General features: G+C 66.3%; 24 protein-coding genes and 1 tRNA gene. 9 read left to right on the forward strand and 16 right to left on the reverse strand.

Going from position 1 to position 20,523, the window contains the following annotated elements:
- The first annotated feature begins 76 nt into the window (after positions 1 to 76).
- The 4 genes from K6T56_04950 (at position 77) to serS (ending at position 5,656) form a co-directional block, all read left to right on the forward strand.
- A complete protein-coding gene (locus tag K6T56_04950; protein MCL6555695.1) occupies positions 77 to 2,365 on the forward strand; it encodes a DNA translocase FtsK 4TM domain-containing protein in 2,289 nt (762 codons plus the stop codon).
- Positions 2,366 to 2,439: 74 nt separating this feature from the next.
- The gene (gene lolA, locus K6T56_04955; protein MCL6555696.1) at positions 2,440 to 3,051 is read left to right on the forward strand and encodes an outer membrane lipoprotein chaperone LolA; all 612 of its coding nucleotides are present in this window, start codon (positions 2,440 to 2,442) and stop codon (positions 3,049 to 3,051) included.
- A complete protein-coding gene (locus K6T56_04960) occupies positions 3,044 to 4,369 on the forward strand; it encodes a replication-associated recombination protein A (GenBank protein MCL6555697.1) in 1,326 nt (441 codons plus the stop codon). The genes lolA and K6T56_04960 overlap by 8 nt, the downstream gene beginning before the upstream one ends.
- Positions 4,370 to 4,372: 3 nt before the next feature.
- The gene (gene serS / locus K6T56_04965) at positions 4,373 to 5,656 is read left to right on the forward strand and encodes a serine--tRNA ligase (protein ID MCL6555698.1); all 1,284 of its coding nucleotides are present in this window, start codon (positions 4,373 to 4,375) and stop codon (positions 5,654 to 5,656) included.
- Here the strand turns inward: serS and mltF are convergent.
- The gene (gene mltF / locus K6T56_04970; protein ID MCL6555699.1) at positions 5,643 to 7,040 is read right to left on the reverse strand and encodes a membrane-bound lytic murein transglycosylase MltF; all 1,398 of its coding nucleotides are present in this window, start codon (positions 7,038 to 7,040) and stop codon (positions 5,643 to 5,645) included. The two genes, serS and mltF, sit on opposite strands and share 14 nt — an antisense overlap.
- 96 nt (positions 7,041 to 7,136) lie before the next feature.
- Positions 7,137 to 7,856, reverse strand: a complete 720-nt coding sequence (locus K6T56_04975) for a DUF72 domain-containing protein (GenBank protein ID MCL6555700.1) — start codon at positions 7,854 to 7,856, stop codon at positions 7,137 to 7,139.
- Positions 7,857 to 7,907: 51 nt separating this feature from the next.
- Between K6T56_04975 and K6T56_04980 the strand changes: the two genes are divergently transcribed.
- From K6T56_04980 to nth, 4 genes are read left to right on the forward strand one after another with little or no spacing between them, the layout of a single operon-like run.
- Entirely contained in the window at positions 7,908 to 8,120 is a 213-nt protein-coding gene (locus tag K6T56_04980; protein MCL6555701.1) for an MbcA/ParS/Xre antitoxin family protein, read from the forward strand.
- 1 nt (position 8,121) lies between these two features.
- Positions 8,122 to 8,958: an HAD-IA family hydrolase gene (locus K6T56_04985; protein ID MCL6555702.1), complete on the forward strand. Its 837-nt coding sequence runs from the start codon at positions 8,122 to 8,124 to the stop codon at positions 8,956 to 8,958.
- Complete coding sequence (locus K6T56_04990; GenBank protein ID MCL6555703.1) at positions 8,955 to 9,395, forward strand: NUDIX domain-containing protein; 441 nt, start codon at positions 8,955 to 8,957, stop codon at positions 9,393 to 9,395. The genes K6T56_04985 and K6T56_04990 overlap by 4 nt, the downstream gene beginning before the upstream one ends.
- Positions 9,385 to 10,020 carry an endonuclease III gene (gene nth, locus K6T56_04995; protein ID MCL6555704.1) on the forward strand — a complete coding sequence of 212 codons (636 nt, stop codon included), beginning with the start codon at positions 9,385 to 9,387 and terminating at the stop codon, positions 10,018 to 10,020. The genes K6T56_04990 and nth overlap by 11 nt, the downstream gene beginning before the upstream one ends.
- 1 nt (position 10,021) lies before the next feature.
- On the opposite strand, the gene K6T56_05000 is transcribed toward nth, so the two are convergent.
- The 6 genes from K6T56_05000 to mtnA form a co-directional block, all read right to left on the reverse strand.
- Positions 10,022 to 11,224 (reverse strand): ABC transporter permease, encoded by a 1,203-nt coding sequence (locus K6T56_05000; GenBank protein ID MCL6555705.1) that lies wholly within the window; start codon positions 11,222 to 11,224, stop codon positions 10,022 to 10,024.
- Positions 11,221 to 11,916, reverse strand: coding sequence for an ABC transporter ATP-binding protein (locus K6T56_05005; GenBank protein MCL6555706.1), 696 nt, complete (start codon positions 11,914 to 11,916; stop codon positions 11,221 to 11,223). The genes K6T56_05000 and K6T56_05005 overlap by 4 nt, the downstream gene beginning before the upstream one ends.
- The gene (locus K6T56_05010; protein ID MCL6555707.1) at positions 11,913 to 13,175 is read right to left on the reverse strand and encodes an efflux RND transporter periplasmic adaptor subunit; all 1,263 of its coding nucleotides are present in this window, start codon (positions 13,173 to 13,175) and stop codon (positions 11,913 to 11,915) included. Before K6T56_05010 ends, K6T56_05005 begins: the two co-directional genes overlap by 4 nt.
- Entirely contained in the window at positions 13,172 to 14,575 is a 1,404-nt protein-coding gene (locus K6T56_05015) for an efflux transporter outer membrane subunit (protein MCL6555708.1), read from the reverse strand. Before K6T56_05015 ends, K6T56_05010 begins: the two co-directional genes overlap by 4 nt.
- 108 nt (positions 14,576 to 14,683) lie before the next feature.
- Positions 14,684 to 15,328 carry a class II aldolase/adducin family protein gene (locus K6T56_05020; GenBank protein ID MCL6555709.1) on the reverse strand — a complete coding sequence of 215 codons (645 nt, stop codon included), beginning with the start codon at positions 15,326 to 15,328 and terminating at the stop codon, positions 14,684 to 14,686.
- Positions 15,321 to 16,409 carry an S-methyl-5-thioribose-1-phosphate isomerase gene (mtnA, locus tag K6T56_05025; GenBank protein MCL6555710.1) on the reverse strand — a complete coding sequence of 363 codons (1,089 nt, stop codon included), beginning with the start codon at positions 16,407 to 16,409 and terminating at the stop codon, positions 15,321 to 15,323. Before mtnA ends, K6T56_05020 begins: the two co-directional genes overlap by 8 nt.
- Before the next feature lie 146 nt (positions 16,410 to 16,555).
- On the opposite strand from mtnA, the gene K6T56_05030 reads away from it, so the two are divergent.
- Positions 16,556 to 16,645: transfer RNA gene (locus K6T56_05030), tRNA-Ser, on the forward strand.
- Between the two features lie 27 nt (positions 16,646 to 16,672).
- On the opposite strand, the gene K6T56_05035 is transcribed toward K6T56_05030, so the two are convergent.
- The 8 genes from K6T56_05035 to K6T56_05070 form a co-directional block, all read right to left on the reverse strand.
- On the reverse strand, positions 16,673 to 17,236 hold the full coding sequence (locus K6T56_05035) for a glutathione peroxidase (GenBank protein ID MCL6555711.1): 564 nt from the start codon (positions 17,234 to 17,236) through the stop codon (positions 16,673 to 16,675).
- Between the two features lie 73 nt (positions 17,237 to 17,309).
- A complete protein-coding gene (locus tag K6T56_05040; protein ID MCL6555712.1) occupies positions 17,310 to 17,852 on the reverse strand; it encodes a hypothetical protein in 543 nt (180 codons plus the stop codon).
- Between the two features lie 71 nt (positions 17,853 to 17,923).
- Positions 17,924 to 18,859, reverse strand: a complete 936-nt coding sequence (locus K6T56_05045; GenBank protein MCL6555713.1) for a sulfurtransferase — start codon at positions 18,857 to 18,859, stop codon at positions 17,924 to 17,926.
- Positions 18,860 to 18,877: 18 nt separating this feature from the next.
- Positions 18,878 to 19,060, reverse strand: a complete 183-nt coding sequence (locus K6T56_05050) for a hypothetical protein (GenBank protein MCL6555714.1) — start codon at positions 19,058 to 19,060, stop codon at positions 18,878 to 18,880.
- Positions 19,057 to 19,335 (reverse strand): hypothetical protein, encoded by a 279-nt coding sequence (locus tag K6T56_05055; GenBank protein MCL6555715.1) that lies wholly within the window; start codon positions 19,333 to 19,335, stop codon positions 19,057 to 19,059. The genes K6T56_05050 and K6T56_05055 overlap by 4 nt, the downstream gene beginning before the upstream one ends.
- A complete protein-coding gene (locus tag K6T56_05060) occupies positions 19,332 to 19,625 on the reverse strand; it encodes a hypothetical protein (protein MCL6555716.1) in 294 nt (97 codons plus the stop codon). The genes K6T56_05055 and K6T56_05060 overlap by 4 nt, the downstream gene beginning before the upstream one ends.
- Positions 19,622 to 20,209: a rhodanese-like domain-containing protein gene (locus tag K6T56_05065; protein ID MCL6555717.1), complete on the reverse strand. Its 588-nt coding sequence runs from the start codon at positions 20,207 to 20,209 to the stop codon at positions 19,622 to 19,624. Before K6T56_05065 ends, K6T56_05060 begins: the two co-directional genes overlap by 4 nt.
- Positions 20,210 to 20,479 (reverse strand): hypothetical protein, encoded by a 270-nt coding sequence (locus tag K6T56_05070; protein ID MCL6555718.1) that lies wholly within the window; start codon positions 20,477 to 20,479, stop codon positions 20,210 to 20,212. It lies immediately after the preceding gene.
- Positions 20,480 to 20,523: the final 44 nt, after the last annotated feature.

Consider the following 20,523-nt stretch of genomic DNA (forward strand, 5'->3'; position numbering starts at 1 on the left):
TTGATGGGGCAAAATGCTCGCACATTCTGACCCACCTACCCGTTAATCAAAATTGCACTTCAAACTTGAATCCGCGATGTCCCTGAGCGAGCGCAGGAAATCCCTTTCCGGCCCCCCCGCGGTGCCGCAGACGCGGCTTGTCTTCATGCTGCGGGAGGCGGGCTGGCTGGCCAGCGTCGCCCTTGCCGTCTATGTGGCCCTGATCCTCTTCACCTACCACCCGGGCGATCCCGGCTGGTCCCATGCCGCAAGTGGTGCCACCGTGCGCAACTGGGGCGGCGCTTTCGGCGCCTGGAGCGCGGACCTTTTGCTTCATGTCTTCGGCTTCTCCGCCCACTGGTTCATCGTCTTCACCGGCTACCTCGTCTGGTGGGGCTACCGCCGGCTGGAGAGCGTGGGGCTCACTGAACGGCGCCCCCTCTTCGTCATCGGCACCGGCTTTTTCGTCATGCTCCTGGCAAGCTCCGCCCTGGAGCGCCTGCGCCTTTACGCGGTGCCCTTTTCCCTACCCGATGCGCCCGGGGGCATTGCCGGGGCGGTGATCGGCGACATGCTGGCGCAGGCCTTCGGTTTCACTGGCGCCACCCTGTTCCTGCTGGCCCTGTTCGGCGTGGGCTTCAGTCTCTTCACCGGTGCCTCGTGGCTGACCATCATGGAGCGCATCGGCTTCGCCGTGGAGTGGCTCTACGACTTCATCGCCACCCGCATCGAGCACTGGCGGGACCGCAAGGCCGGGGAGCAGGCGCAAAGCGAGCGGGAGGTGGTGGTGCAGGAGCTGAAAAAGACCCTCGACGAGCACAAGCCCATCCACATCGAGCCGCCGGTGGTGGAGATTCCCAAGTCGAAGCGGGTGGAAAAGGAAAAGCAGGTGCCCCTGTTCGCGGACCTGCCGGATTCGGGCCTGCCCCCGCTGTACCTCCTGGACCCCGCGGAGGGCAATCTGGAGGTGTTGTCGCCGGAAACCCTGGAATTCACCTCCCGCCTCATCGAGCGCAAGCTGCTGGAGTTTGGCGTCGAGGTGAAAGTGGTGGCCGCCTATCCCGGCCCCGTCATCACCCGCTACGAAATCGAGCCGGCGGTGGGGGTGAAGGGCAGCCAGATCACCAATCTGGTGAAGGACCTGGCGCGCGCCCTCTCGGTGGCCAGCATCCGCGTGGTGGAGACCATTCCGGGCAAAAGCTGCATGGGCCTGGAGCTGCCCAATCCGAAACGGCAGATCATCCGCCTGGCGGAAATCCTGAGCTCCGAGGTGTACAACGAGATGGGCTCGCCGCTTACCATCGCCATGGGCAAGGACATCACCGGCAAGCCCGTCGTTGCCGATCTGGGGAAAATGCCCCATGTGCTGGTCGCCGGCACTACGGGTTCAGGCAAGTCGGTGGCCATCAATGCCATGATCCTGTCGCTCCTCTACAAGTCCGATCCGTCGCAGGTGCGCCTGATCCTGGTCGATCCCAAGATGCTGGAGCTGTCGGTCTATGACGGCATTCCCCATCTCCTGGCGCCAGTGGTCACCGACATGAAGCATGCGGCCAACGCCCTCAACTGGTGTGTGGCGGAAATGGATCGCCGCTACCGCCTGATGTCGGCGCTGGGGGTGCGCAATCTGGCGGGGTACAACCAGAAGGTCCTGGAGGCGAAGAAAGCCGGCGCGCCGCTTCCCCATCCCTTCAGCCTCACACCGGAAAACCCCGAACCCCTCGACACCCTGCCCTATATCGTGGTGGTGATCGACGAGCTGGCGGACCTCATGATGGTGGTGGGCAAGAAGGTGGAGGAACTCATCGCGCGGCTGGCGCAGAAGGCACGCGCCGCCGGCATCCATCTGGTGCTGGCCACGCAGCGGCCGTCGGTGGACGTGATCACCGGCCTGATCAAGGCCAACATCCCCACCCGTATCGCTTTTCAGGTCTCCAGTCGGGTGGATTCCCGCACCATCCTCGACCAGCAGGGCGCCGAGGCTTTGCTGGGGCAGGGTGACATGCTCTATCTGCCACCGGGCACGGGCTATCCGCAGCGGGTGCATGGTGCCTTCGTTTCTGATCAGGAAGTGCACCGGGTAGTGGACTACCTGAAGAAGCTGGGGGCGCCCCAATACGTGGAGGGGATCCTCGAAGGCACACCGGCCGAAGGCGAGGAGGCGGCTGGCGAAGGGGCCGACGGCGAGGCCGATCCCCTCTACGACCAGGCGGTAGCCATCGTGCTCAAATCCCGTCGGGCCTCCATCTCCAGCGTGCAACGGCAACTGCGCATCGGCTATAACCGCGCAGCGCGTCTCATCGAGCAGATGGAGCGCGCCGGCCTCGTCTCCCCCATGCAGCCCAACGGCAACCGGGATGTACTGGTGCCGGAGCGGGAGGGATAAGGGGTTATCGCAGAGGTCCCTGACCTTCAGGGAGCAAACGGCATCGCACCCCGATTTTGAAAATGGTTTCGTGGATGAAAAAAACCCTGCTTTTCCTTGTTTTGACGGGAATCAGTCTGGCCGCTGATGCCGGCGCCATCGAGAGTCTGCGCAGTTTCGTGCGGGAGACGCAGTCAGCGCGGGCGCAGTTCTCCCAGACGGTGCTGGCCCGAAACGGGGAGATACGCCAGCAGGCTTCGGGGACCATGGTGTTCCTTCGCCCCGGCCGCTTCCGCTGGACCTACGACAAGCCCTACGAACAACTCATCGTTGGCGATGGCAGCAGGCTGTGGGTTTACGACAAGGACCTCGAGCAGGTGACGGTGAAGACGCTGGGCGAGGCGCTGGGCAGCTCGCCGGCGGCGCTCCTTGCCGGGGACAACGAGATCGAGAAGTTTTTCACCCTGCGCGAGGCGGGCAGCCGCGACGGGCTGGAATGGCTGGAGGCGGTGCCGAAATCCCGCGACACCACCTTCGAACACATCCGCATGGGCTTTGCCGGCGGCAGCCTGCGGCTGATGGAGCTGACCGACGGGCTGGGCAACCGCACCCTGATCCGCTTCGAGCGGCTGGAACGCAATCCGCGCCTCGATCCGCAGCTTTTCCGCTTCACCCCGCCGAAGGGGGTGGACGTCATCGGTGAGTGATCTTTTCGCCAGCGCCCCCCGCGCGCCCCTGGCCGAGCGGCTGCGCCCCAGGACCCTGGACGAGGTGATCGGCCAGGCGCATCTCCTGGGCCCCGGCAAGCCGCTGCGCCTGGCCTTCGAGGCACGGCGTCTGCATTCCATGATCCTGTGGGGGCCGCCGGGCGTGGGCAAGACCACCCTGGCGCGCCTCATGGCCGATGCCTTCGATGCGGAGTTCATCGCCCTGTCGGCGGTCTTCTCCGGCGTCCGGGACATCCGCGAAGCAGTCGCCAGCGCCCAATCGCATCTCGCGCGGGGCCGCCAGACCATTCTTTTCGTGGATGAGGTGCACCGCTTCAACAAGGCGCAGCAGGACGCCTTTCTGCCCTACGTGGAACAGGGGCTCATCACCTTCGTCGGCGCCACCACGGAAAATCCCTCCTTCGAGGTGAATGCGGCGCTGCTCTCCCGGGTTGCGGTGTATGTGCTGACCCCCCTTGGTGAAGGGGAGCTGAACGAGCTTTTCGATCGCGCGGCAAGCCGTGAGCTCGTGGACCTTGTCTTCGAGCCGGCGGCGCGCTCCCTCATCATCGGCTATGCGGATGGCGATGCGCGCCGCCTGCTCAATCTCCTGGAACAGATCCAGACGGCCGCTGCGGCCGCCAAGGTGGGCTCGGTGACGCGGGCCTTTGCCGAGGAGGCGCTGCGCCGCTCCGGGCGGCGCTTCGACAAAGGGGGCGATGCCTTCTACGACCAGATTTCAGCACTGCACAAATCGGTGCGCGGCTCCGACCCGGACGCCGCCCTCTACTGGTTCGTGCGCATGCTGGATGGCGGTGCCGATCCCCTCTACATCGGGCGCCGGCTCATCCGCATGGCCAGCGAGGACATCGGTCTTGCCGATCCCCGTGCCCTGCGGCTTGCCCTCGACGCGGTGGAAAGCTACGAACGGCTGGGTTCACCCGAGGGGGAGCTGGCGCTGGCGCAGGCGGTGGTCTATCTCGCCTGCGCGCCCAAGAGCAATGCGGTGTACGTCGCGTATAATGCCGCGCGCGAATTCGTCGCCCAGGATGCCTCCCGCCCCGTGCCCCTGCATCTGCGCAATGCGCCGACGCGGTTGATGAAGGCGCTGGGCCACGGGCACGGCTATCGCTACGCCCACGACGAGCCGGAAGCCTATGCGGCGGGCGAGAACTATTTCCCGGAAGGGATGCCCCCTGTGCGTTTTTACGCCCCCACGCCGCGGGGCCTAGAGGCGAAAATCGCCGAGCGGCTTGCCCATTTGCGGGAACTGGACCGCCGCGCCGGTAGCGGACGGAAAAACAACGAAAAGGATTGAATCATGCTCGATATCCAGCTTCTGCGCAGCGACCTCACGACGGTGGCGGCGCGTCTTGCCACCCGGGGCTTCAACCTGGACGTGGCCCGTTTCGAAGCCCTGGAGCAGGAACGCAAGACCGTCCAGACCCGCACCCAGGAACTGCAGGCCAGGCGCAACAGCCTTTCCAAACAGATCGGGATTGCCAAGGGCCGCGGCGAGGACGCCAGCGCGCTCATGGCCGAGGTGGCGGGCATCAACGACGAGCTCGGCAGCCTGGAAGAGAAGCTTGCCTATATCCAGACGCAGATGCAGGCCTTCCTTGCCGGCGTGCCCAACCTGCCCCACGCCTCGGTGCCCGTGGGCCGCTCCGATGCCGACAACGTGGAAGTGCGGCGGGTGGGAACCCCGCGGGAATTTCCCTTCCCCGTCCGGGACCACGTGGATCTGGGCGAGGCGCTGGGTCTTCTCGATTTCGCCACCGCGGCCAAGTTGTCGGGTTCCCGCTTCACCCTGATGAAGGGGAGGCTCGCGGCCCTGCACCGGGCGCTTGCCCAGTTCATGCTGGATGTGCATACCCGGGAGCACGGTTACACGGAGACCTACGTTCCCTATCTGGTGAACGGGGAAAGCATGTTCGGCACCGGTCAGTTGCCCAAGTTCGAGGCGGATCTGTTCGCCACCTACAAAGGGGAAAACGAGAAGCTCTATCTCATCCCCACCGCCGAGGTGCCGGTGACCAACATGGTGCGCGATCTCATTCTTGCCGCGGAGGATTTGCCTTTGCGGTTCGTCGCCCACACGCCCTGTTTCCGTTCCGAGGCGGGTTCCTACGGCAAGGACGTGCGCGGCATGATCCGCCAGCACCAGTTCGACAAGGTGGAGCTCGTGCAAATCGTTCATCCCGAGCACTCCTATGAGGCCCTGGAGGAACTCACGGCCCATGCGGAAGCCATCCTCAAAAAGCTGGAGCTGCCCTACCGGGTGGTGGCGTTGTGCACGGCGGACCTGGGCTTTGCTGCGGCGAAGACCTACGATTTGGAAGTGTGGCTGCCGGGGCAGAATACCTATCGGGAGATTTCATCCTGCTCCAACTTCGAGGCCTTCCAGGCGCGCCGCATGCAGGCCCGCTTCAGGAGTGGCAAGGGCAAGCCGGAACCGGTGCATACGCTGAATGGTTCCGGCCTCGCCGTGGGGCGCACCCTGGTGGCGGTCATGGAAAACTACCAGAACGCCGATGGCAGTATCACCGTGCCCGCCGTGCTGCGTCCCTATCTGGGGGGCCTGGAACGCATCAGCGCCGGCTGAGCCGCGCCTTGCCCGGGTCTCCAGCGAAGGGAGAAAGAGGCGGTTTGTAGGCGGGCTGGAATTTGAGCAGGATGTCGTAATAGGTGCGGATGTTCTCGGTGAGGATCACCGCCTCACCGCCCCGTGCATAGCCATGTTTCACCGTGGTGAAATAGGTCGAACGGGCAAGCAGGGGCAGGGTCTTCTTGAGATCGGCCCAGGCGTCGGGGTTGAGCTTCAGGCGTTGCGCCAACACCCGCGCATCCTCCAAATGCCCCACCCCCACGTTGTAGGCGGCAAGGGCCATCCAGGTGCGATCCGGCTCCGGGATACGCTCCGGCAGGGCATCCCGGATCTGTAACAGATACTGGGCGCCGGCGCGGATGCTCTGCCAGGGGTCGAGGCGGTCGGTGACGCCCATGTGGTCGGCGGTGTTCTCCGTGAGCATCATCATGCCGCGCACGTTGGTGGGCGAGGTGGCCAGGGGGTCCCATTGGGATTCCTGGTAGGCCAGCGCGGCGAGCAGCCGCCAGTCGAGGCCGGTGAGTTCCTGGGCCCGCTGGAAAAGGGGCCGGTAGCGGGGCAGGACGCGGTTCATTTTTTCCAGAAAGCCGATGACGTCCGCCGGCTCCAGTCGCTCGATGTGACCGTAATAGCGGTCGAGCAGCCGGTTGAGGGTGCCATCGCGCTTGATGTGGGTGAAGAATTCCACCGCCTTCCGGTACAGCCAGGCATCGGCGTCCCGCGGAAAGGCCCAGGCCAGCTCTTCCGGCTCGCCCACATCGAAGGCCACGGCGAGCTTGGGGTAGTAACGCTGCGCAAGCCTGACGATGTGGGAATCCACGACCACGTAGTCGATTTCCCCGTTGGCGAGTCTTTCCAGTAGCTCTTCACTGTCGTGATCGTGGATTTCCTGCCAGGTCAGTCCCGGTACTTTCTGTTGCGCCCGGCGCAGGGTTTCCACATAACTGCTGCCCGCCACCACCTGCAGGCGTTTGCCCACCACGTCGCTCAAGTTCCGCGGCCGCGGGTTGTCGGTGTTGTAGACGAGCTGTTCCCGCACCGTCTGATAGGCGGGCCCGAAGAGGAACCGGCGCCTGCGCTCCTCGGTGATGGTGAGCCCTGCGGCGGCGACATGGGCCTTGTGCGCGGTGAGGGTGTCGAGCACGTGGGGAAAGGGCACCACGATCCAGCGCACGCGCAATCCCAGCTCATCGGCGAACATTTGCGCCAGATCGTGTTCCAGTCCGCGTGGGTTGCCCTCGGCATCCTCGTAGTAGGTGGTGGGGCCGTTGCGGGTGACCACCACCAGTTCGCCACTTTGCCGGGCAGGTGCCAGCGGCTCCGGCGCACGGCCGCAGGCGGCGAGCAGAACGGACAAGCCGAGAACGGCCAGCACACGCATGGTGGGCAAAAGTTTCGCCGACCCGCAGGGCTTTGTCCACGGCCCACGGCTGACCCCACCCCGTCGCCCGATTCTCCCTCGTGGCGGCAGCCGGCATCAGCCCCCCGCCAGCAGTTCGGCAAACAGCTGCGCATCCTCCACGGCGTAGGCGGCCTCGTCGTTATCGAAATAGACATAGGCATAGCGGGGTGCGGCTTGCCGCAGCCAATCCGCCCACGGCGCAAGACGGGCGCGGCCGTAGCGGCCGCAGTAGGCGCTGCCGGGGCCGTGCATCCGCACATAGGCGAAGTGGGTGGTGATGAGGCGCGGGGAGGTGTAGCCGGCGAGGTCATAGATGCAGAAGGCGGCACCGTGGGCGGTGAGGAGGTCGATGATTTCCGCCGTGTGCCAGCGCGGGTCGCGGAACTCGAAGGCCACGGCGAGTCCCGCCGGCAGCGCCTTAAGGAGGTGCAAAAGCCGCTCAGGCCGTGGTGCAAACCGCGGCGGCAACTGGAAGAGTAGCGGGCCGAGATGGTCACCAAGACAGGCGATGGCGGCGAGGAAGGGAGGCAGGGTCTTTTCCGGTGCGGCGAGTTTCTTCTGGTGGGTGATGAATCGGTTCGCCTTCACCGCGAAGCGGAAGCCCGCCGGCACCTGTGCCGCCCAGGCGGCAAAGGTGGCTTGCCGCGGCAGGCCATAGAAGCTCGCATTGATTTCCACGGTGGAGAAATGCTGCGCGTAAAACGACAGCCACTGGGAGACGGGCAGGTGGGCGGGGTAGAATCGACCTTGCCAGTGGCGGTAGGCCCAGCCGGAGGTGCCGACAAAGGCTTGCATGGAAAGCCTCCCTTGGCGCGAAACACTCACCAGTATAGGAGCAGTCGGCGCATGACCCTGCATCAGCACGATCCGCAGCGCATCATGGCCCTGGCCGAACGGCTGCTGGGCAGTCGCGAGAAGGCGGAAGTTTGGCTTGATCAGCCGCGGGTCCAGCTCGGCGGCCGCACGCCGCGGCAGATGCTGGCCACGCCGGAAGGCCTGTTGCGGGTGGAAGAGCTGCTCACCCAGCTCGATGATGATTTCCGTCTGGGCATCGACTGAGATGACGGTTCCTTCTGTTTCCCTGGCGGAGCTGCTTTCGCGCTACGATGGGCTCCTGCTCGATGCCTATGGCGTGCTGGTGGGAGACGATGGAGCGCTGCCCGGGGCGGTGGCCCTCATCGACTGGCTGAACGAACACGGCAAGCCTTATCTGGTGGTCACCAACAGCGCCTCCCGTCTGCCAGAGACGGCGGCCCGCCGCTATGCGGGCTTCGGCCTCGATATTCCCGCAGCGCGCATCCTCACCTCGGGCAGTCTCCTCACGGAACACTTCCGTGCGCATGGCCTGGTGGATGCCCGCTGTGTGGTGCTGGGCCCGGAGGACAGCCGTACCTACGTGCTGCAGGCTGGCGGCCATGTGGTGGAGCCACGGTCGGATTTCGACGTGCTCGTGGTGTGCGACGAGAAGGGCTTTCCCTTTCTCGAGACGGTGGATGCGGTGCTCACCGGTCTTTTTGCGGCGGTGGATGCCGGCCGCTTGCCCCATCTGGTCCTGCCCAATCCGGACCTCATCTATCCCACGGGGAAGGGCTATGGGCTCACTGCCGGCAGCATCGCCCTCGTCATCGAGGCGGCCCTCGCCCTGCGCTACGGCGAAAGAAGGGAGCTTGCTTTCCACCGTTTGGGCAAACCGGAAGCCGCAATTTTCGCCGCTGCGGTGCAAAGGCTGGGCAGCCGCCGCCTCGTGATGGTCGGCGATCAGTTGCAGACGGACATCCGCGGGGCGCTGGCCTTTGGGCTGGATGCGGTGTGGCTGCGGGGTGGGGTGAGCGCACAAGCCCTTGGCGAGGTGCGGCCCACCTGGGTGCTGGACAGCCTCGGCGGACCCTTGCCATGAGCGAAGGGAACAAGGGTGCCTTTTCCGCGGGGGTCGTGGTGGTGCGGCGGGAAGCGGATGGCTGGCGTTTTCTGCTTTTGCGCGCCTACCGCAACTGGGACTTCCCCAAGGGCGCCGTCGAGCCGGGGGAGACCCCGCTGGCAGCGGCCCTGCGGGAGACGGCGGAGGAAACGGGGCTTTCCGACCTCATCTTCCGCTGGGGCGAAGTTTATATGGATACCGGCCCCTACGGTCCCCGGCGCAAGATTTCCCGCTATTACCTGGCCGAGACCCCCAGCCGGGAAGTGCATCTGCCTGTCTCGCCGGAGCTGGGGCACCCGGAGCATCACGAGTGGCGCTGGGTCAGCCTCAAGCAGGCGCAGCGGCTTGTCTCGCCGCGGCTCAAACCGGTTCTCGCCTGGGCCGCGGAGCTGATCGGGGAAGCCCATGAAGACTGAGAAGGGGCGCGCCGAGGCCATTCTTTCCCGGCTGCTTTCCCGCTATCCGGAGCCCCGGCTGGCGCTCAACTACCGCACACCGCTGGAGCTGCTGGTGGCGGTGATCCTCTCCGCCCAGTGCACCGATGCGCGGGTGAACGAGGTCACCCGGACGCTCTTCCGCAAATATCGCAGCGCCCGCGATTATGCCGAGGCCGACCCCGCGGTGCTGGAAGAGGATATCCGCCCCACCGGCTTTTATCGCAACAAGGCCCGCCTGCTCATCGGTTGCTGCCGCAAGCTGGTGGAATCCTTCGGCGGCGAGGTGCCGCGGCGCCTTGAGGACCTGCTGAGCCTGCCCGGGGTGGGACGCAAGACGGCGAACATGGTGCTGGGCAATGCCTTCGGTATCCCGGGGATCGCCGTGGACACCCATGTGGCACGGGTGGCGCAGCGCCTTGGCCTGGTGAAAAGCGACGATCCGGAGAAAATTGAAGCGGAGCTGATGGCCCTCTTCCCCCGCGACAAGTGGGTGGTGCTCACCAATGCGCTGATCTTGCACGGCCGCGAGACCTGTACGGCGCGCAGGCCGAAATGTGAGGCCTGTGTGTTGCGCCAGTTGTGCCCCTGGCCGGACAAGGCCTGATTTACTCGTGGCGAAGGGCGTCGATGGGGTTGAGGCGCGCCGCCCGCCGCGCCGGCACGAAACCGAAAATGATGCCGATGGCGCCGGCGAAGAGGAAAGCGAGCAGGTTGATGCCGGGGTTGAAGAGGAAAGGCACCTGCATGAGGCGGGCCAGGCCCATCGAGGCTCCGAGGGCCACGAGAATGCCCATAAGACCGCCAAAGGCGGACAGCACCACGGCCTCGATCAGGAATTGCAGCAGCACGTCCCGTTCCATGGCGCCGATGGCGAGCCGGATGCCGATTTCCCGCGTGCGTTCCGTCACCGACACCAGCATGATGTTCATGATGCCGATGCCGCCCACCAGCAGGCTCACCGCGGCGACAGCCCCCAGCAGGGTGGTCATGACGCGGATGGTACCGGTGAGGGTTTCCGCAATCTGCCGCGTGTCGAAAATGGTGAAGTTGTTGTCCTCGTTGTCGGCCAGGCGGCGCCTTTCCCGCATGAGCTGTTCGATCTGCCGCTTGACCTTCTCCATCGATGCCGTGTCCTTCACCGAGACCATGATGGCGCGCACGTCGGAACTGCCCAGTAGCCGGCGCTGCACCGTGCGCAGGGGCATGACGATGGTGTCGTCCTGATCCGATCCCATGGCCGACTGACCCTTGGCGGCGAGCACGCCGATCACTTCGCAGGCAAACTGCTTGACGCGGATTTCCTCGCCCAGGGGACTTTGGTTGCCGAACAGTTCCCGCTTCACCGTCTGGCCCAAAAGACACACCGCCTTGCCGGCGCGCTCCTCGCTTTCACTGAAGAAACGGCCCTCACTGAGCTTCCAGTTGGCGACATCGAAATAGGCCACGGTGGCACCGGTGATGCTGGTGGTCCAGTTGTTGGCGCCGGCGACCACGGTGGTGGAGCGGCTTGCGGTGGGCGCCACCGCCCTCACGCCGGGAATCTGTTCCGCAATGGCCTCCGCATCCGCGACCTTGAAGGGAGCGGCACCGATGAAGCCCATCCCCAGGCGCTGGCCGGGGCGCAGGGTGAGCAGGTTGTTGCCGAGGCTGGCGATTTGATCGGAGACGGCCTTGGTGGCGCCATCGCCCAAGGTCACCATGGTGATGACGGAGGCCACACCGATGACCACGCCGAGGATGGTGAGGAAGGAGCGCAACAGATTGCGCCGGATGGCGCGCAGGGCGAGAAGCAGCGCATTCCAGATCATGGATTGTTTTTCTCCTCACCGGCGATGCGACCATCACGGAAATGCACCACCCGCTGCGCCCAGCGGGCGATGTCGGGCTCATGGGTCACCATGACCACGGTAATGCCCCGCTCCCGGTTCAGGCCCGAGATGAGGGTCATGATCTCGTGGCTGGTCTGGGTATCAAGGTTCCCCGTGGGTTCATCGGCCAGCAGCACCCGCGGCTGGGTGACGATGGCGCGGGCAATGGCCACCCGCTGCTGCTGCCCCCCGGACAGCTCGGCGGGGGTGTGCCTTTCCCAGCCGCTCAATCCCACGGCGGCCAGCGCCTCGCGAGCTGCCGCATGGCGACGCGCCGCCGGTTCGCGCCGGTAGAGAAGCGGCAGTTCCACGTTTTCCTGCGCCGTGGTACGGGGCAACAGATTGAAGCCCTGGAAGACGAAACCCAGTTGATGGCGCCGCAAAAGGGCCCGCTGGTCGCGGCTCAAGGTTTCCACGGCGAGGTCCTCGAACCAGTAATGGCCGCTGCTGGGCACATCCAGGCAGCCGAGGATATTCATCGCCGTGGACTTGCCCGAGCCGCTGGGCCCCATGATGGCGACGAACTCGCCGGCGCCGATGGTGAGATCCACCCCGCGCAGGGCGGGAAAAGCGGCGCTGCCCTGGCCATAGACCTTGGTCACGTTTTGCAGACGCAGCAGGGCCTCGCTCATTTGGCGGGCTGACTCATGTCGGTGATGACCTGCATGCCCGGTTTCAGCTCCCCTTCCAGGATCTCCGTCACCCGGCCATTGGTAAGCCCGGTCTTCACCTCCACCGGCGTGGGCACGCCGTCTTTCAGCACATAGACACGGCGGGGGGCGTCCTTGCGTTTGGCCTCCTTGGGCACGCGCCCGCTTTCGGGACGGGGCGGCTTGGGCAACAGGGCATCGAGGATGCCTTTTTTCCGTTTCGCCTCCCCCGTGCGGGGCACGAAGCGCAGGGCGGCGTTGGGTACCAGCAGCACGTCTTCGTGGACGGCGGTGAGGATCTCGGCGGTGGCCGTCATCCCGGGACGCAGACTCAGATCGTCGTTGTTGACGCGCAGGGTGGTGGGGTAGTAGACGACCCCTTCCGTGACCTGCGAGCCATAGGCCACCCGCTCGATCACTGCCGGGTATTTGCGCCCCGGCCAGGCATCCACGGTGAAGGTGGCTTTCTGCCCCGGCTTGACCTGGCCCACGTCCGCCTCGTCCACGTTCACCTGCAGTTCCATCCGGGTGAGATCCTCCGCCAGGGTGAAGAGCACCGGCGCCTGCAGCGAGGCGGCCACGGTCTGGCCCGGTTCCACCTTGCGCGTCAGCACCACGCCATCGATGGGGGAGCGGATGCTGGCCTTGGCCAGGTTGGTTTCATCGGTGTGCAGCGTGGCGCGCGCCTGTTCCACCGACGCCTCGGCGCTGCGCAGGGCGGCTTCCGCCTTGGCTACGTTGGCGCGGCCGGTTTCCAGTTCCGCCTGCGAAGGCACCCTGCCACCGGATAGGCGGCTCACCTCCTCCAGCCGCGCCAGATTGGCGCGCGCATCCTGCAGTGTGGCGCGCGCCTGGGCGACCGAGGCTTCGGCGGCGGCCAGGGCGGCACGGGAGCGGGCTACCTGATCCTCGAGGCGACGGGTGTCGAGGCGGGCAAGCACCTGGCCACGCTTCACCTCATCGTTCACATCGACGAACACCTTGTCGATGATGCCTGACAGTTCGCTGCCCACATCCACCTGATTCGTGGGCTGCAGGTTGCCGGTGGCGGAGACGGTCACCTCCAGCCGCCCGCGTCTCACTTCCTCCACCTCGTAGCGGGGTTTGGCCTCGTTGCGCGCGGCAAGCAGTACGAGGCCCGCGATGGCGAGCAGGACAAGGAGCACGACCGGCCAGAACCAGCGCCGGCCGAAGGCCTCGCTGCCCAGCAGGCGTTGCAGCGTGCGTTTTTCTTCGTTCATGGCGTTTCCTTTTCTCCTTGCGCCCAGCCGCCGCCCATGGCCTTGTAGAGGCGGATCATGCTGGTGACCCGGTCGGCGCGGGCGCTGGCGAGCTGATCCTCCACGCTGAGACGGCTTCGTTCCGTATCCAGCACCGACTGGAAATCAATGATGCCGGCCTGGTAACGGTGGCGTGCCAGAAGCGCGGCGTTGCGGATGGCCTCGGCGGCCTGAACAAGGCTCGCCTCCCGCGCCCGGGCGCTGGCGAGCGCGCCGAGGGCATCCTCCACTTCGCTGAGGGCGGTGAGCACGGTCTTGCGGTATTGGGCTTCCGCCTGCTCCCGCAGGGCATCCTGCACTTCCACCTGGGCGCGGCGTTTGCCGGCATCGAAAAGAGGGGCGAGCATCTGTGCCGCCAGAACGGAAAAACCGCTGCCCGCCTCACCCAGGGCGGAGGCGGTAAGGGCCTCCACGCCCAGGCTGCCGGAAAGGGTGAGGCGGGGCAGCCTGGCCGCTTCGGCTGCCCCCACCCGCGCCGTGGCGGCGGCGAGCTGACGCTCCGCCGCAGCCACGTCCGGCCGCTGGCGCAGGGTGTCGGCGGGAATGGCGACCAGCAGGCGTTCTGGCACCGCCGGCAGTCCGCCGGGGGTGGCGAGCCGCTCCCGCACGGCGGCTACTGGCTGGCCCGTGAGCAGGGCCAGGCGGTCCTCGGCGGCGGCAAGATTCTGGGCAAGGAGCGGCACCTGGGCGCGGGTCTGCTCCACGTTGGCGCGTGCCTGTTCCACGTCCTGGCTGCTCGCCAGCCCGGCGCGGGCGCGCCATTCGGTGAGCTGCAACGTCTCCATCTGCCGGGCGAGGTTGTCGCGGGCGATGGCCAGCCGGTTCTGGAGACTGCGTGCCTCCACGTAAGCGAGCGCCGTCTCCGCAGCGAGACTCACCCGGGTTGCGGCGAGGTTGGCCTGCGCCGCTTCCACTTCAGCCTCCGCCGCCTCCACGTTGCGGCGCACGCCACCGAAGAGGTCGAGCTCCCAACTGGCATCGAATTGCGCGCGGTAGAGTCTGCGCACGGCGCCGCTGCCCGTCTGGCTGCTGCCATCGGTGCGATTCATTGAGGCCGCCGCGGAGAGTTCCGGCGAGTGGCTTGCCGCCGTGATGATGCGCTGTGCCCGCGCCTGGCGCAGCTTCGCCACAGCCGCGGCAATGTCGGGGTGGGCGCGCAGGGCCTCCTCGACCAGGGCGGCAAGCAGGGGATCATCGAATTTGCGCCACCAGCCGGCGGGGTCTTCCTGCCGGCTTTCCACCTGCTGCGGATCGAGACGGGACCAGGCGGAAGGCAGCGGGAGGGTGGGGGGCACGTAGTCCGGACCCACGGCGCAGCCGGCAAGAAAAAACACAAGGAGGACGGCGTTCTTTTTCTGCATGGTTAAGTGAAAGACCGCGAAGCGTTTCGCTGGTCGCCCCTGCGAAGGCCGTTTCACGATTCGGGGCGCCAAGGCTCCCGGTGGTTAGACAGGAAACCCCGCCGAGGTTCAGCGGTCGCGCTGGCCGTAGTCCTTGAAGCGTTCCAGCACCTCGTCCATTTCCGCATCGCTCAGCAACACGGGCTCCCCCAAAAGGCGCGCGCGCCAGTACTGCCCGCACAGTTCCTCCACCTCCTCGGCAAGCGCCAGCGCAGCGGAGAGGGTAGCCCCCACCGCGATCAGGCCGTGATTGGCCATGAGACAGGCGCGCCGCCCCGCCAGTGCCTCCAGCACCGCCTCGGACAGGGCGGCGGTGCCGAAGGTGGCATAACGGGCGCAGCGGATGTCCTTACCCCCAGCGGCCGCCACCATGTAGTGGAAGGGCGGGATGCTCAGGCGCAAACAGGCCAGACTCACGGCGTGGGGGGGATGGGCATGGACGATGGCATTCACCTCCGGCCGGGCAGCGTAGAGGTCCCGGTGGATGCGCCATTCGCTCGACGGCTTGAGCCCGCCGCGCCAGTTGCCCGCCATGTCGAGATACACCATCTGCTCCGGGTTCAAGCCATCGGCGGGCAGGCCGCTGGGGGTGATGAGGAAGCCCGGGCCACAGCGCACGCTGAGATTGCCGGCGGTGCCGCGATTGAGGCCCACGCGCACCGTCTGCCGGCTCGCCTCAACCAGTTGAATACGCAGGCTCGCCTCGTCAGTCATGGTGTTCCGGATAGGCCTGGCGCAGGGCAGCGGCCTGGGGAGCCAGCACGCCGCGCTCCGTGATGAGTCCGCTAACGAGGTGCGCCGGCGTCACATCGAAGGCGGGATTGGCGGCGGGGCTTGCCGCGGGGGTGATGCGCACTTCGCGTACCATTGCCGTTTCATCGAGCCCCGCCACATGGGTCACCTCCCGCGCGGCGCGCGCCTCGATGGGAATGGCCCGTCCCTCGGCGCAGCGCCAGTCGATGGTGGGACCGGGTACTGCCACATAGAAGGGCACACCGTTGTCCCGGGCGGCGAGGGCCTTGAGATAGGTGCCGATCTTGTTGGCCACATCGCCATTGCGGCTCACCCGGTCGGCACCGACGATGACCACATCCACCTCACCCCGCTGCATCAGATGGCCGGCCGCATTGTCGGCGATGACGGTGTGGGGCACGCCATGGGCGCCGAGCTCCCAGGCGGTGAGGGCGGCGCCCTGGTTGCGGGGGCGGGTCTCACTCACCCAGACGTGGACAGGGATGCCCGCATCGAAGGCCATATACACGGGCGCAAGCGCCGTGCCCCAGTCCACTGTTGCCAGCCAGCCCGCATTGCAATGGGTCATGATGTTGAGTCTGCGCCCCAGCCGGCCGTAGAGAGCTGCTAAGAGCGGCAGGCCGTGGCGGCCGATGGCTTCATTGATGGTGACGTCCTCCTCGCAGATGGCGGCGGCTTCGCCCCACGCGGCCTCGCGGCGCTCGCGGGCAGCTAGGGGCCGCAGGCGTTCCTGCATGCGCTCCACCGCCCAGCGCAGATTCACCGCCGTGGGACGGGTGGCCAGCAGGCGCGCGCAGGCGGTATCCAGACCGGTTTCTGAGGCATCTTCGGCAAGGGCCAGGGCCACCCCATAGGCGGCGGTGGCACCGATCAGGGGCGCGCCACGCACCTGCATGGTGGCGATCGCCTGCGCCGCCTCCTCGAGGGTGGTGAGCACGCGGAATTCCAGGCGATGGGGCAGTTTCGTCTGATCGATGATCACCACCCCGCTCTGATCGGCAAGGGCGCGGATGCTGCGGGTGGGTTCGCCGTTGATTCTCATGGGCGGTGGGCGTGAAAAAGACGGCACATTATCCCATGGCCTCTGCACCCCCACGAGGGTGCGGGTAAAGCCGCGTTCTGCTAGAATCCTGCCCTTTCGCGGCGGGTGGCAGAAAGGCAGCGCCTACCCCTGCCGCGCCCCGCCACGGAGAGATGGCTGAGTGGTCGAAAGCGCCGGACTCGAAATCCGGTATAGGGTTCTCCCTATCGTGGGTTCGAATCCCACTCTCTCCGCCAGTCTTTCCCGGGACCGTTGGTGGTCCCTCAACGCACTTCCGAAAGCAGCGCTTCGATCGCTTTGATGAGGCGCGGGGAGTCCGGCGCCACGTGGGAATGGAAATAGTCCACCAGCCGCCCGTCCGGCGCGATCAGGTATTTGTGGAAATTCCATTTGGGGGCACCGGGAAGCCCGAACCGTTCCCTCGCGAAGCGGTAGAAGGGGTGGGCGTTCTCACCCGTCACGTGCACCTTCGCCGCCATGGGGAAGGTGACGCCGTAGTTGACGCGGCAGAAACTGGCGATCTCATCGCTGCTGCCGGGTTCCTGGCCGCCGAAGTCATTGCTGGGTACACCCAGGACCACCAGTCCCCGGTCGCGGTATTTGCGGTAAAGGGCTTCCAGGCCTTCGTACTGGGGCGTGAAGCCACAGTTGGAGGCGGTGTTGACCACCAAAATGACCTTGCCTTTGAACTGGGAGACGGGCAGCGGTGCGTTGCCGATCAGGGTGGTGAAGGTGAAATCGTGAGCACTGCCAGTGTCGGCTTTGGTGGTGAAGGGCCACATCACGTGCATTCCCGCCAAGAGGACAAAAAAAAGACTGTACCGCATTCGGTCTCCTTCAGTGTGCCACAGACGCGCAGCCGCGGCTGCCGGGGAAGGGTCTTTCCCCCGGCAACCGGTTTCAGCGGCCTTGGCTCGCGGGGCGGTTGCCCTTGGCGCAGCCCCCTTGCAGCCGGTACCAGCCATGGAGGGCCGCGCGTTCCTCCACGCTGAAGGGATTGCGGTGGCCTTGATCGGCCATGCCCTTGACGCCCAGGAAAAGACGGGCGGCGAAGGCTTGCGGCGGTTCGCTGCAGGCGAGCCGGAAGAGGTTTTCCGCCGGCAGCAGGGTGTCGGTGTCGGGCTGGTCGTGGCAGCCGGCACAGGCCTCGCGATGAATGGCCGCGCCCACGGCGAGGGCCTGCGGGGCATCGGCGGGGGCGGGGGCGGCGAAGGGGTGCCGGGCCGCCAGCATTGCGACGATCTCCCGAGCCGGCGCGAGGCGGTTGTTGCGGATCAGGGCATGCAGCCGGCGCGCCGATTCCACCTCTCCCGCCGGCGCTTTGGCGGCACGCAGCATGAGGGGCAAAAGCGAGGCGGCCTCCAGGAGGCGGGCGCGCGTGCCCGGCCCCGGGGGCCGGGCGAAATCGGCCTGCATGATGGCAAGCAGTGCGGAAAGCCGCACTGCGGTTTCATTGGCGCACGCCGTGTTTGCCGCCAGGAGGCAAACGGCGGCGACCAGCAAGAGGGCGCTTCTCAGGGCAGTTTCACCTTCTGTTCCACCGGGCCGGCCTTGGTCAGGGTCCACTCCACCATGGAGCCGTCGTAGAGCTTGACGTCTTTGTTGCCCAGCAGTTCATGGAGCACGAACCAGCCATTGGCGGCGAAATGTCCGGTGTTGCAGAAGGCGATTTCCGGGCCGCTGGTGGGGATACCTGCGATTTTCGCCAGCTCGCGCAACTGCTGCAGATTGCGGAAGGTGCCGCCGGCGTTTTCGGTCAGCCACGGCGAGGGCAGGTTTTTGGCGCCGGGCAGCGTGCCGTTCATGCTGGCCTTGGGATTGCGGTTAATGCCCACGTACTGGTCTTCCGGCCGCAGATCGACGAGAACGACTTTCTTGTTCGCCAGGGCTTCCTTGACGTCATCCACGGTGGCCAGATATTCGCGGCGGAAGTGGACAGTGAAGGTTTTGGGCTGCGGCGTGACCGGGCCGGTCTCCAGCGGGTTTTTCTTGTCCGCGGTGTAGGCCTTCATGCCGCCGTTGAGGATGGAGACCTCATCGTGGCCCAGCACCTTGAACGTCCAGTAGATGCGTGTGGCCCATCCCATGTCGATGTTGGATTGGCCGGGGGGCACGATTACCACGTGGGTGTTGTTGTCGATGCCCAGTTTGCCGATCATCGCCGCCAGTTTGTTGAGGTCTTCCGGCAGCATGTCCGGCACCTTGTCCCGGGCGCGTTCCTCACGCCAGCCGCCCTTCTCGAAATCGGTATTGACGGCGCCGGGGATGTGGCCGCGCAGATGGTCGGCCATTGGCTGCAGGTCGAGGAAGACGATGCCGGGTTTGTGCAGGTTGGCCTTGACCCACTCCACATCCACCAGCGGCGTGGCGGCAAGTGCACTCATGGACCAGAAGAAAAGAAGCGCGCAGGCCCCGAGGAGGGTGGCGCGCAGGGAGGCGAGGGTTTTCATGGTCTGCTCCTTTGGTTGTCAGAGGGTGATGATGCGTTCGGCGGCAAGCAGGGCATCGAGGATGCGATCCCAGTCCGCCTCTTTCAGTCCCGGCCGCGTGAGATCGAGGAGATGCACCCCGGCGCCGAAAGCGGCGGCAAGAGCGGTCTCCAGGAACCCGGCGTCCGGGAACAGATCCGTTTTCAGGGCCAAAACAGTCATAGGTTGATCACCGCATCGGCGGCGGCGACCGCCTCACCCAGGGCCGCCGCATCCAGAAAAGGCAGATCGGCTTGTTCCGGCACCGTGGTCTCTGGGGTGATGTCGGACAGGGCCAACAGTTCCGCCATGGCTGCATTCTCCGCGGTTTCCGCCACGGGCCGGTGCATGAAGACCAGGCGGACCCGATGGCCGAAGATGGTGAGGCCCGCGGCCACCCGCATGGCTTCCGTGTGGTCGCGCCGGGCAAGCACGAGCAGGGAACGCTTGCTGCTCACAGGCTCACCACCCGTTGTGCCTGCGCCATGAGGGCGCTGTTGTCGGTCTGGCTGCCGGCCTCGATGGGGCAGGGTTCGTGGGGACGAAACCGGCGCCAGGATTCCTCGCAGGCCACCGCCCGGACATCGCCCAAAGCCCCTTTGATCTCGGGGTCGGCGACGACCAGCACGCCATCGTTGGTGAAGAAGCAGGCGACCGTTGCGCCGCGGCGGCGGGCGGCGGCGACGAGGGGGAGAAGATAGCGTCCTGCGCCCTGATGACTGACATGGAAGAGGATGTCGATGCTCATACCGTTGCCTCCAGCCGGACAGGAACCGAGCTTCCCGTAAGCCGTGCCTTCACCCAGTGGGCGAGGGCCAGGCGGGGATCCCCCAGGCGCACCGTGCCTCGGGGGCACACCTCACCGGGCATGACGATCTCCCGCTCGCGCATGGCGGCGAGGTAGGCGGTGCGCCGGGCAAAGTCGCGCGCCTGCCCTGCGCCCGCGCGCCAGCCGGCGGCCAGCAGCGCCGCCACCGGCTGCTCGATGAGTTCCACCCTGCGCTGACCGGCAAGCCAGAGCAGCCCCGCGACGAAACGGCGGTCGGTGGCCTCATCACCGATGACCACCACCGTCTCCCTGCCATCGAGGCGCACGGTGGTGAACAGCCACAGGATTTCGCGCCAGGGGGCAAGCTGCCCGCGCCCATCGAGGAATTCCGCAGCCGGCAGGCAGCGCGCTCCCGCCACCGAGCGGGTCTGGCATAGCGCGGCCGGCCGCACGTCGATCACCACTGCTTCGCCGGTCACCGGGGGTGCGATCCCGCGCAGCGCAAGTTCGCCGCGGGCGGGCAGGGTGACGAGGGCGAGGAGCAAGAGGGGCAGCCACCGCATCTAGCAGCCTCCGAAGCGTTTCACCGAAGGGGGCGCCGCTCCCCCTTGAGCCGGTGCGGGGGGATGTTCCACCCAGTAGGCGACCAGATCGATGCCCGAGACCCTGCCGAAGCTGCCCAGATCGAATTCCGGCAGCTTGTCCGGGGTGACCGGTGTCCGGGCCTGCGCCAGCACCTCCGGCGGCAGCGCCGCATAACGGAAACCGACGGCAGAAAGGCCCAGGGCGGCGAGCAGGGCGACGATGCAGAAGATGAGACTTTCCCGGTTCATCTGTGCCTCACAGGGTATCGTGCAGCAGGGCGAGGTACATGACG

This window comes from Burkholderiales bacterium (genome assembly GCA_023511995.1).
Classification (GTDB): Bacteria; Pseudomonadota; Gammaproteobacteria; order Burkholderiales; family Thiobacteraceae; genus Thiobacter.

What these genes read in the sequence shown, in the direction of transcription:
- K6T56_05045 (MCL6555713.1), bottom strand. Translation starts at nt 18,859, where the DNA reads ATGAAAACCCTCGCCTCCCTGCGCGCCACCCTCCTCGGGGCCTGCGCG.
- K6T56_05065 (MCL6555717.1), bottom strand. Translation starts at nt 20,209, where the DNA reads ATGCGGTGGCTGCCCCTCTTGCTCCTCGCCCTCGTCACCCTGCCCGCC.
- K6T56_04975 (MCL6555700.1), bottom strand. Translation starts at nt 7,856, where the DNA reads ATGCAAGCCTTTGTCGGCACCTCCGGCTGGGCCTACCGCCACTGGCAA.
- K6T56_04950 (MCL6555695.1), top strand. Translation starts at nt 77, where the DNA reads ATGTCCCTGAGCGAGCGCAGGAAATCCCTTTCCGGCCCCCCCGCGGTG.
- K6T56_05060 (MCL6555716.1), bottom strand. Translation starts at nt 19,625, where the DNA reads ATGAGCATCGACATCCTCTTCCATGTCAGTCATCAGGGCGCAGGACGC.
- K6T56_05005 (MCL6555706.1), bottom strand. Translation starts at nt 11,916, where the DNA reads ATGAGCGAGGCCCTGCTGCGTCTGCAAAACGTGACCAAGGTCTATGGC.
- K6T56_05015 (MCL6555708.1), bottom strand. Translation starts at nt 14,575, where the DNA reads ATGCAGAAAAAGAACGCCGTCCTCCTTGTGTTTTTTCTTGCCGGCTGC.
- K6T56_05010 (MCL6555707.1), bottom strand. Translation starts at nt 13,175, where the DNA reads ATGAACGAAGAAAAACGCACGCTGCAACGCCTGCTGGGCAGCGAGGCC.
- K6T56_04985 (MCL6555702.1), top strand. Translation starts at nt 8,122, where the DNA reads ATGACGGTTCCTTCTGTTTCCCTGGCGGAGCTGCTTTCGCGCTACGAT.
- K6T56_05070 (MCL6555718.1), bottom strand. Translation starts at nt 20,479, where the DNA reads ATGAACCGGGAAAGTCTCATCTTCTGCATCGTCGCCCTGCTCGCCGCC.
- K6T56_05035 (MCL6555711.1), bottom strand. Translation starts at nt 17,236, where the DNA reads ATGCGGTACAGTCTTTTTTTTGTCCTCTTGGCGGGAATGCACGTGATG.
- nth (MCL6555704.1), top strand. Translation starts at nt 9,385, where the DNA reads ATGAAGACTGAGAAGGGGCGCGCCGAGGCCATTCTTTCCCGGCTGCTT.
- serS (MCL6555698.1), top strand. Translation starts at nt 4,373, where the DNA reads ATGCTCGATATCCAGCTTCTGCGCAGCGACCTCACGACGGTGGCGGCG.
- K6T56_05050 (MCL6555714.1), bottom strand. Translation starts at nt 19,060, where the DNA reads ATGACTGTTTTGGCCCTGAAAACGGATCTGTTCCCGGACGCCGGGTTC.
- K6T56_04980 (MCL6555701.1), top strand. Translation starts at nt 7,908, where the DNA reads ATGACCCTGCATCAGCACGATCCGCAGCGCATCATGGCCCTGGCCGAA.
- mltF (MCL6555699.1), bottom strand. Translation starts at nt 7,040, where the DNA reads ATGCGTGTGCTGGCCGTTCTCGGCTTGTCCGTTCTGCTCGCCGCCTGC.
- lolA (MCL6555696.1), top strand. Translation starts at nt 2,440, where the DNA reads ATGAAAAAAACCCTGCTTTTCCTTGTTTTGACGGGAATCAGTCTGGCC.
- K6T56_05020 (MCL6555709.1), bottom strand. Translation starts at nt 15,328, where the DNA reads ATGACTGACGAGGCGAGCCTGCGTATTCAACTGGTTGAGGCGAGCCGG.
- K6T56_05000 (MCL6555705.1), bottom strand. Translation starts at nt 11,224, where the DNA reads ATGATCTGGAATGCGCTGCTTCTCGCCCTGCGCGCCATCCGGCGCAAT.
- mtnA (MCL6555710.1), bottom strand. Translation starts at nt 16,409, where the DNA reads ATGAGAATCAACGGCGAACCCACCCGCAGCATCCGCGCCCTTGCCGAT.
- K6T56_04990 (MCL6555703.1), top strand. Translation starts at nt 8,955, where the DNA reads ATGAGCGAAGGGAACAAGGGTGCCTTTTCCGCGGGGGTCGTGGTGGTG.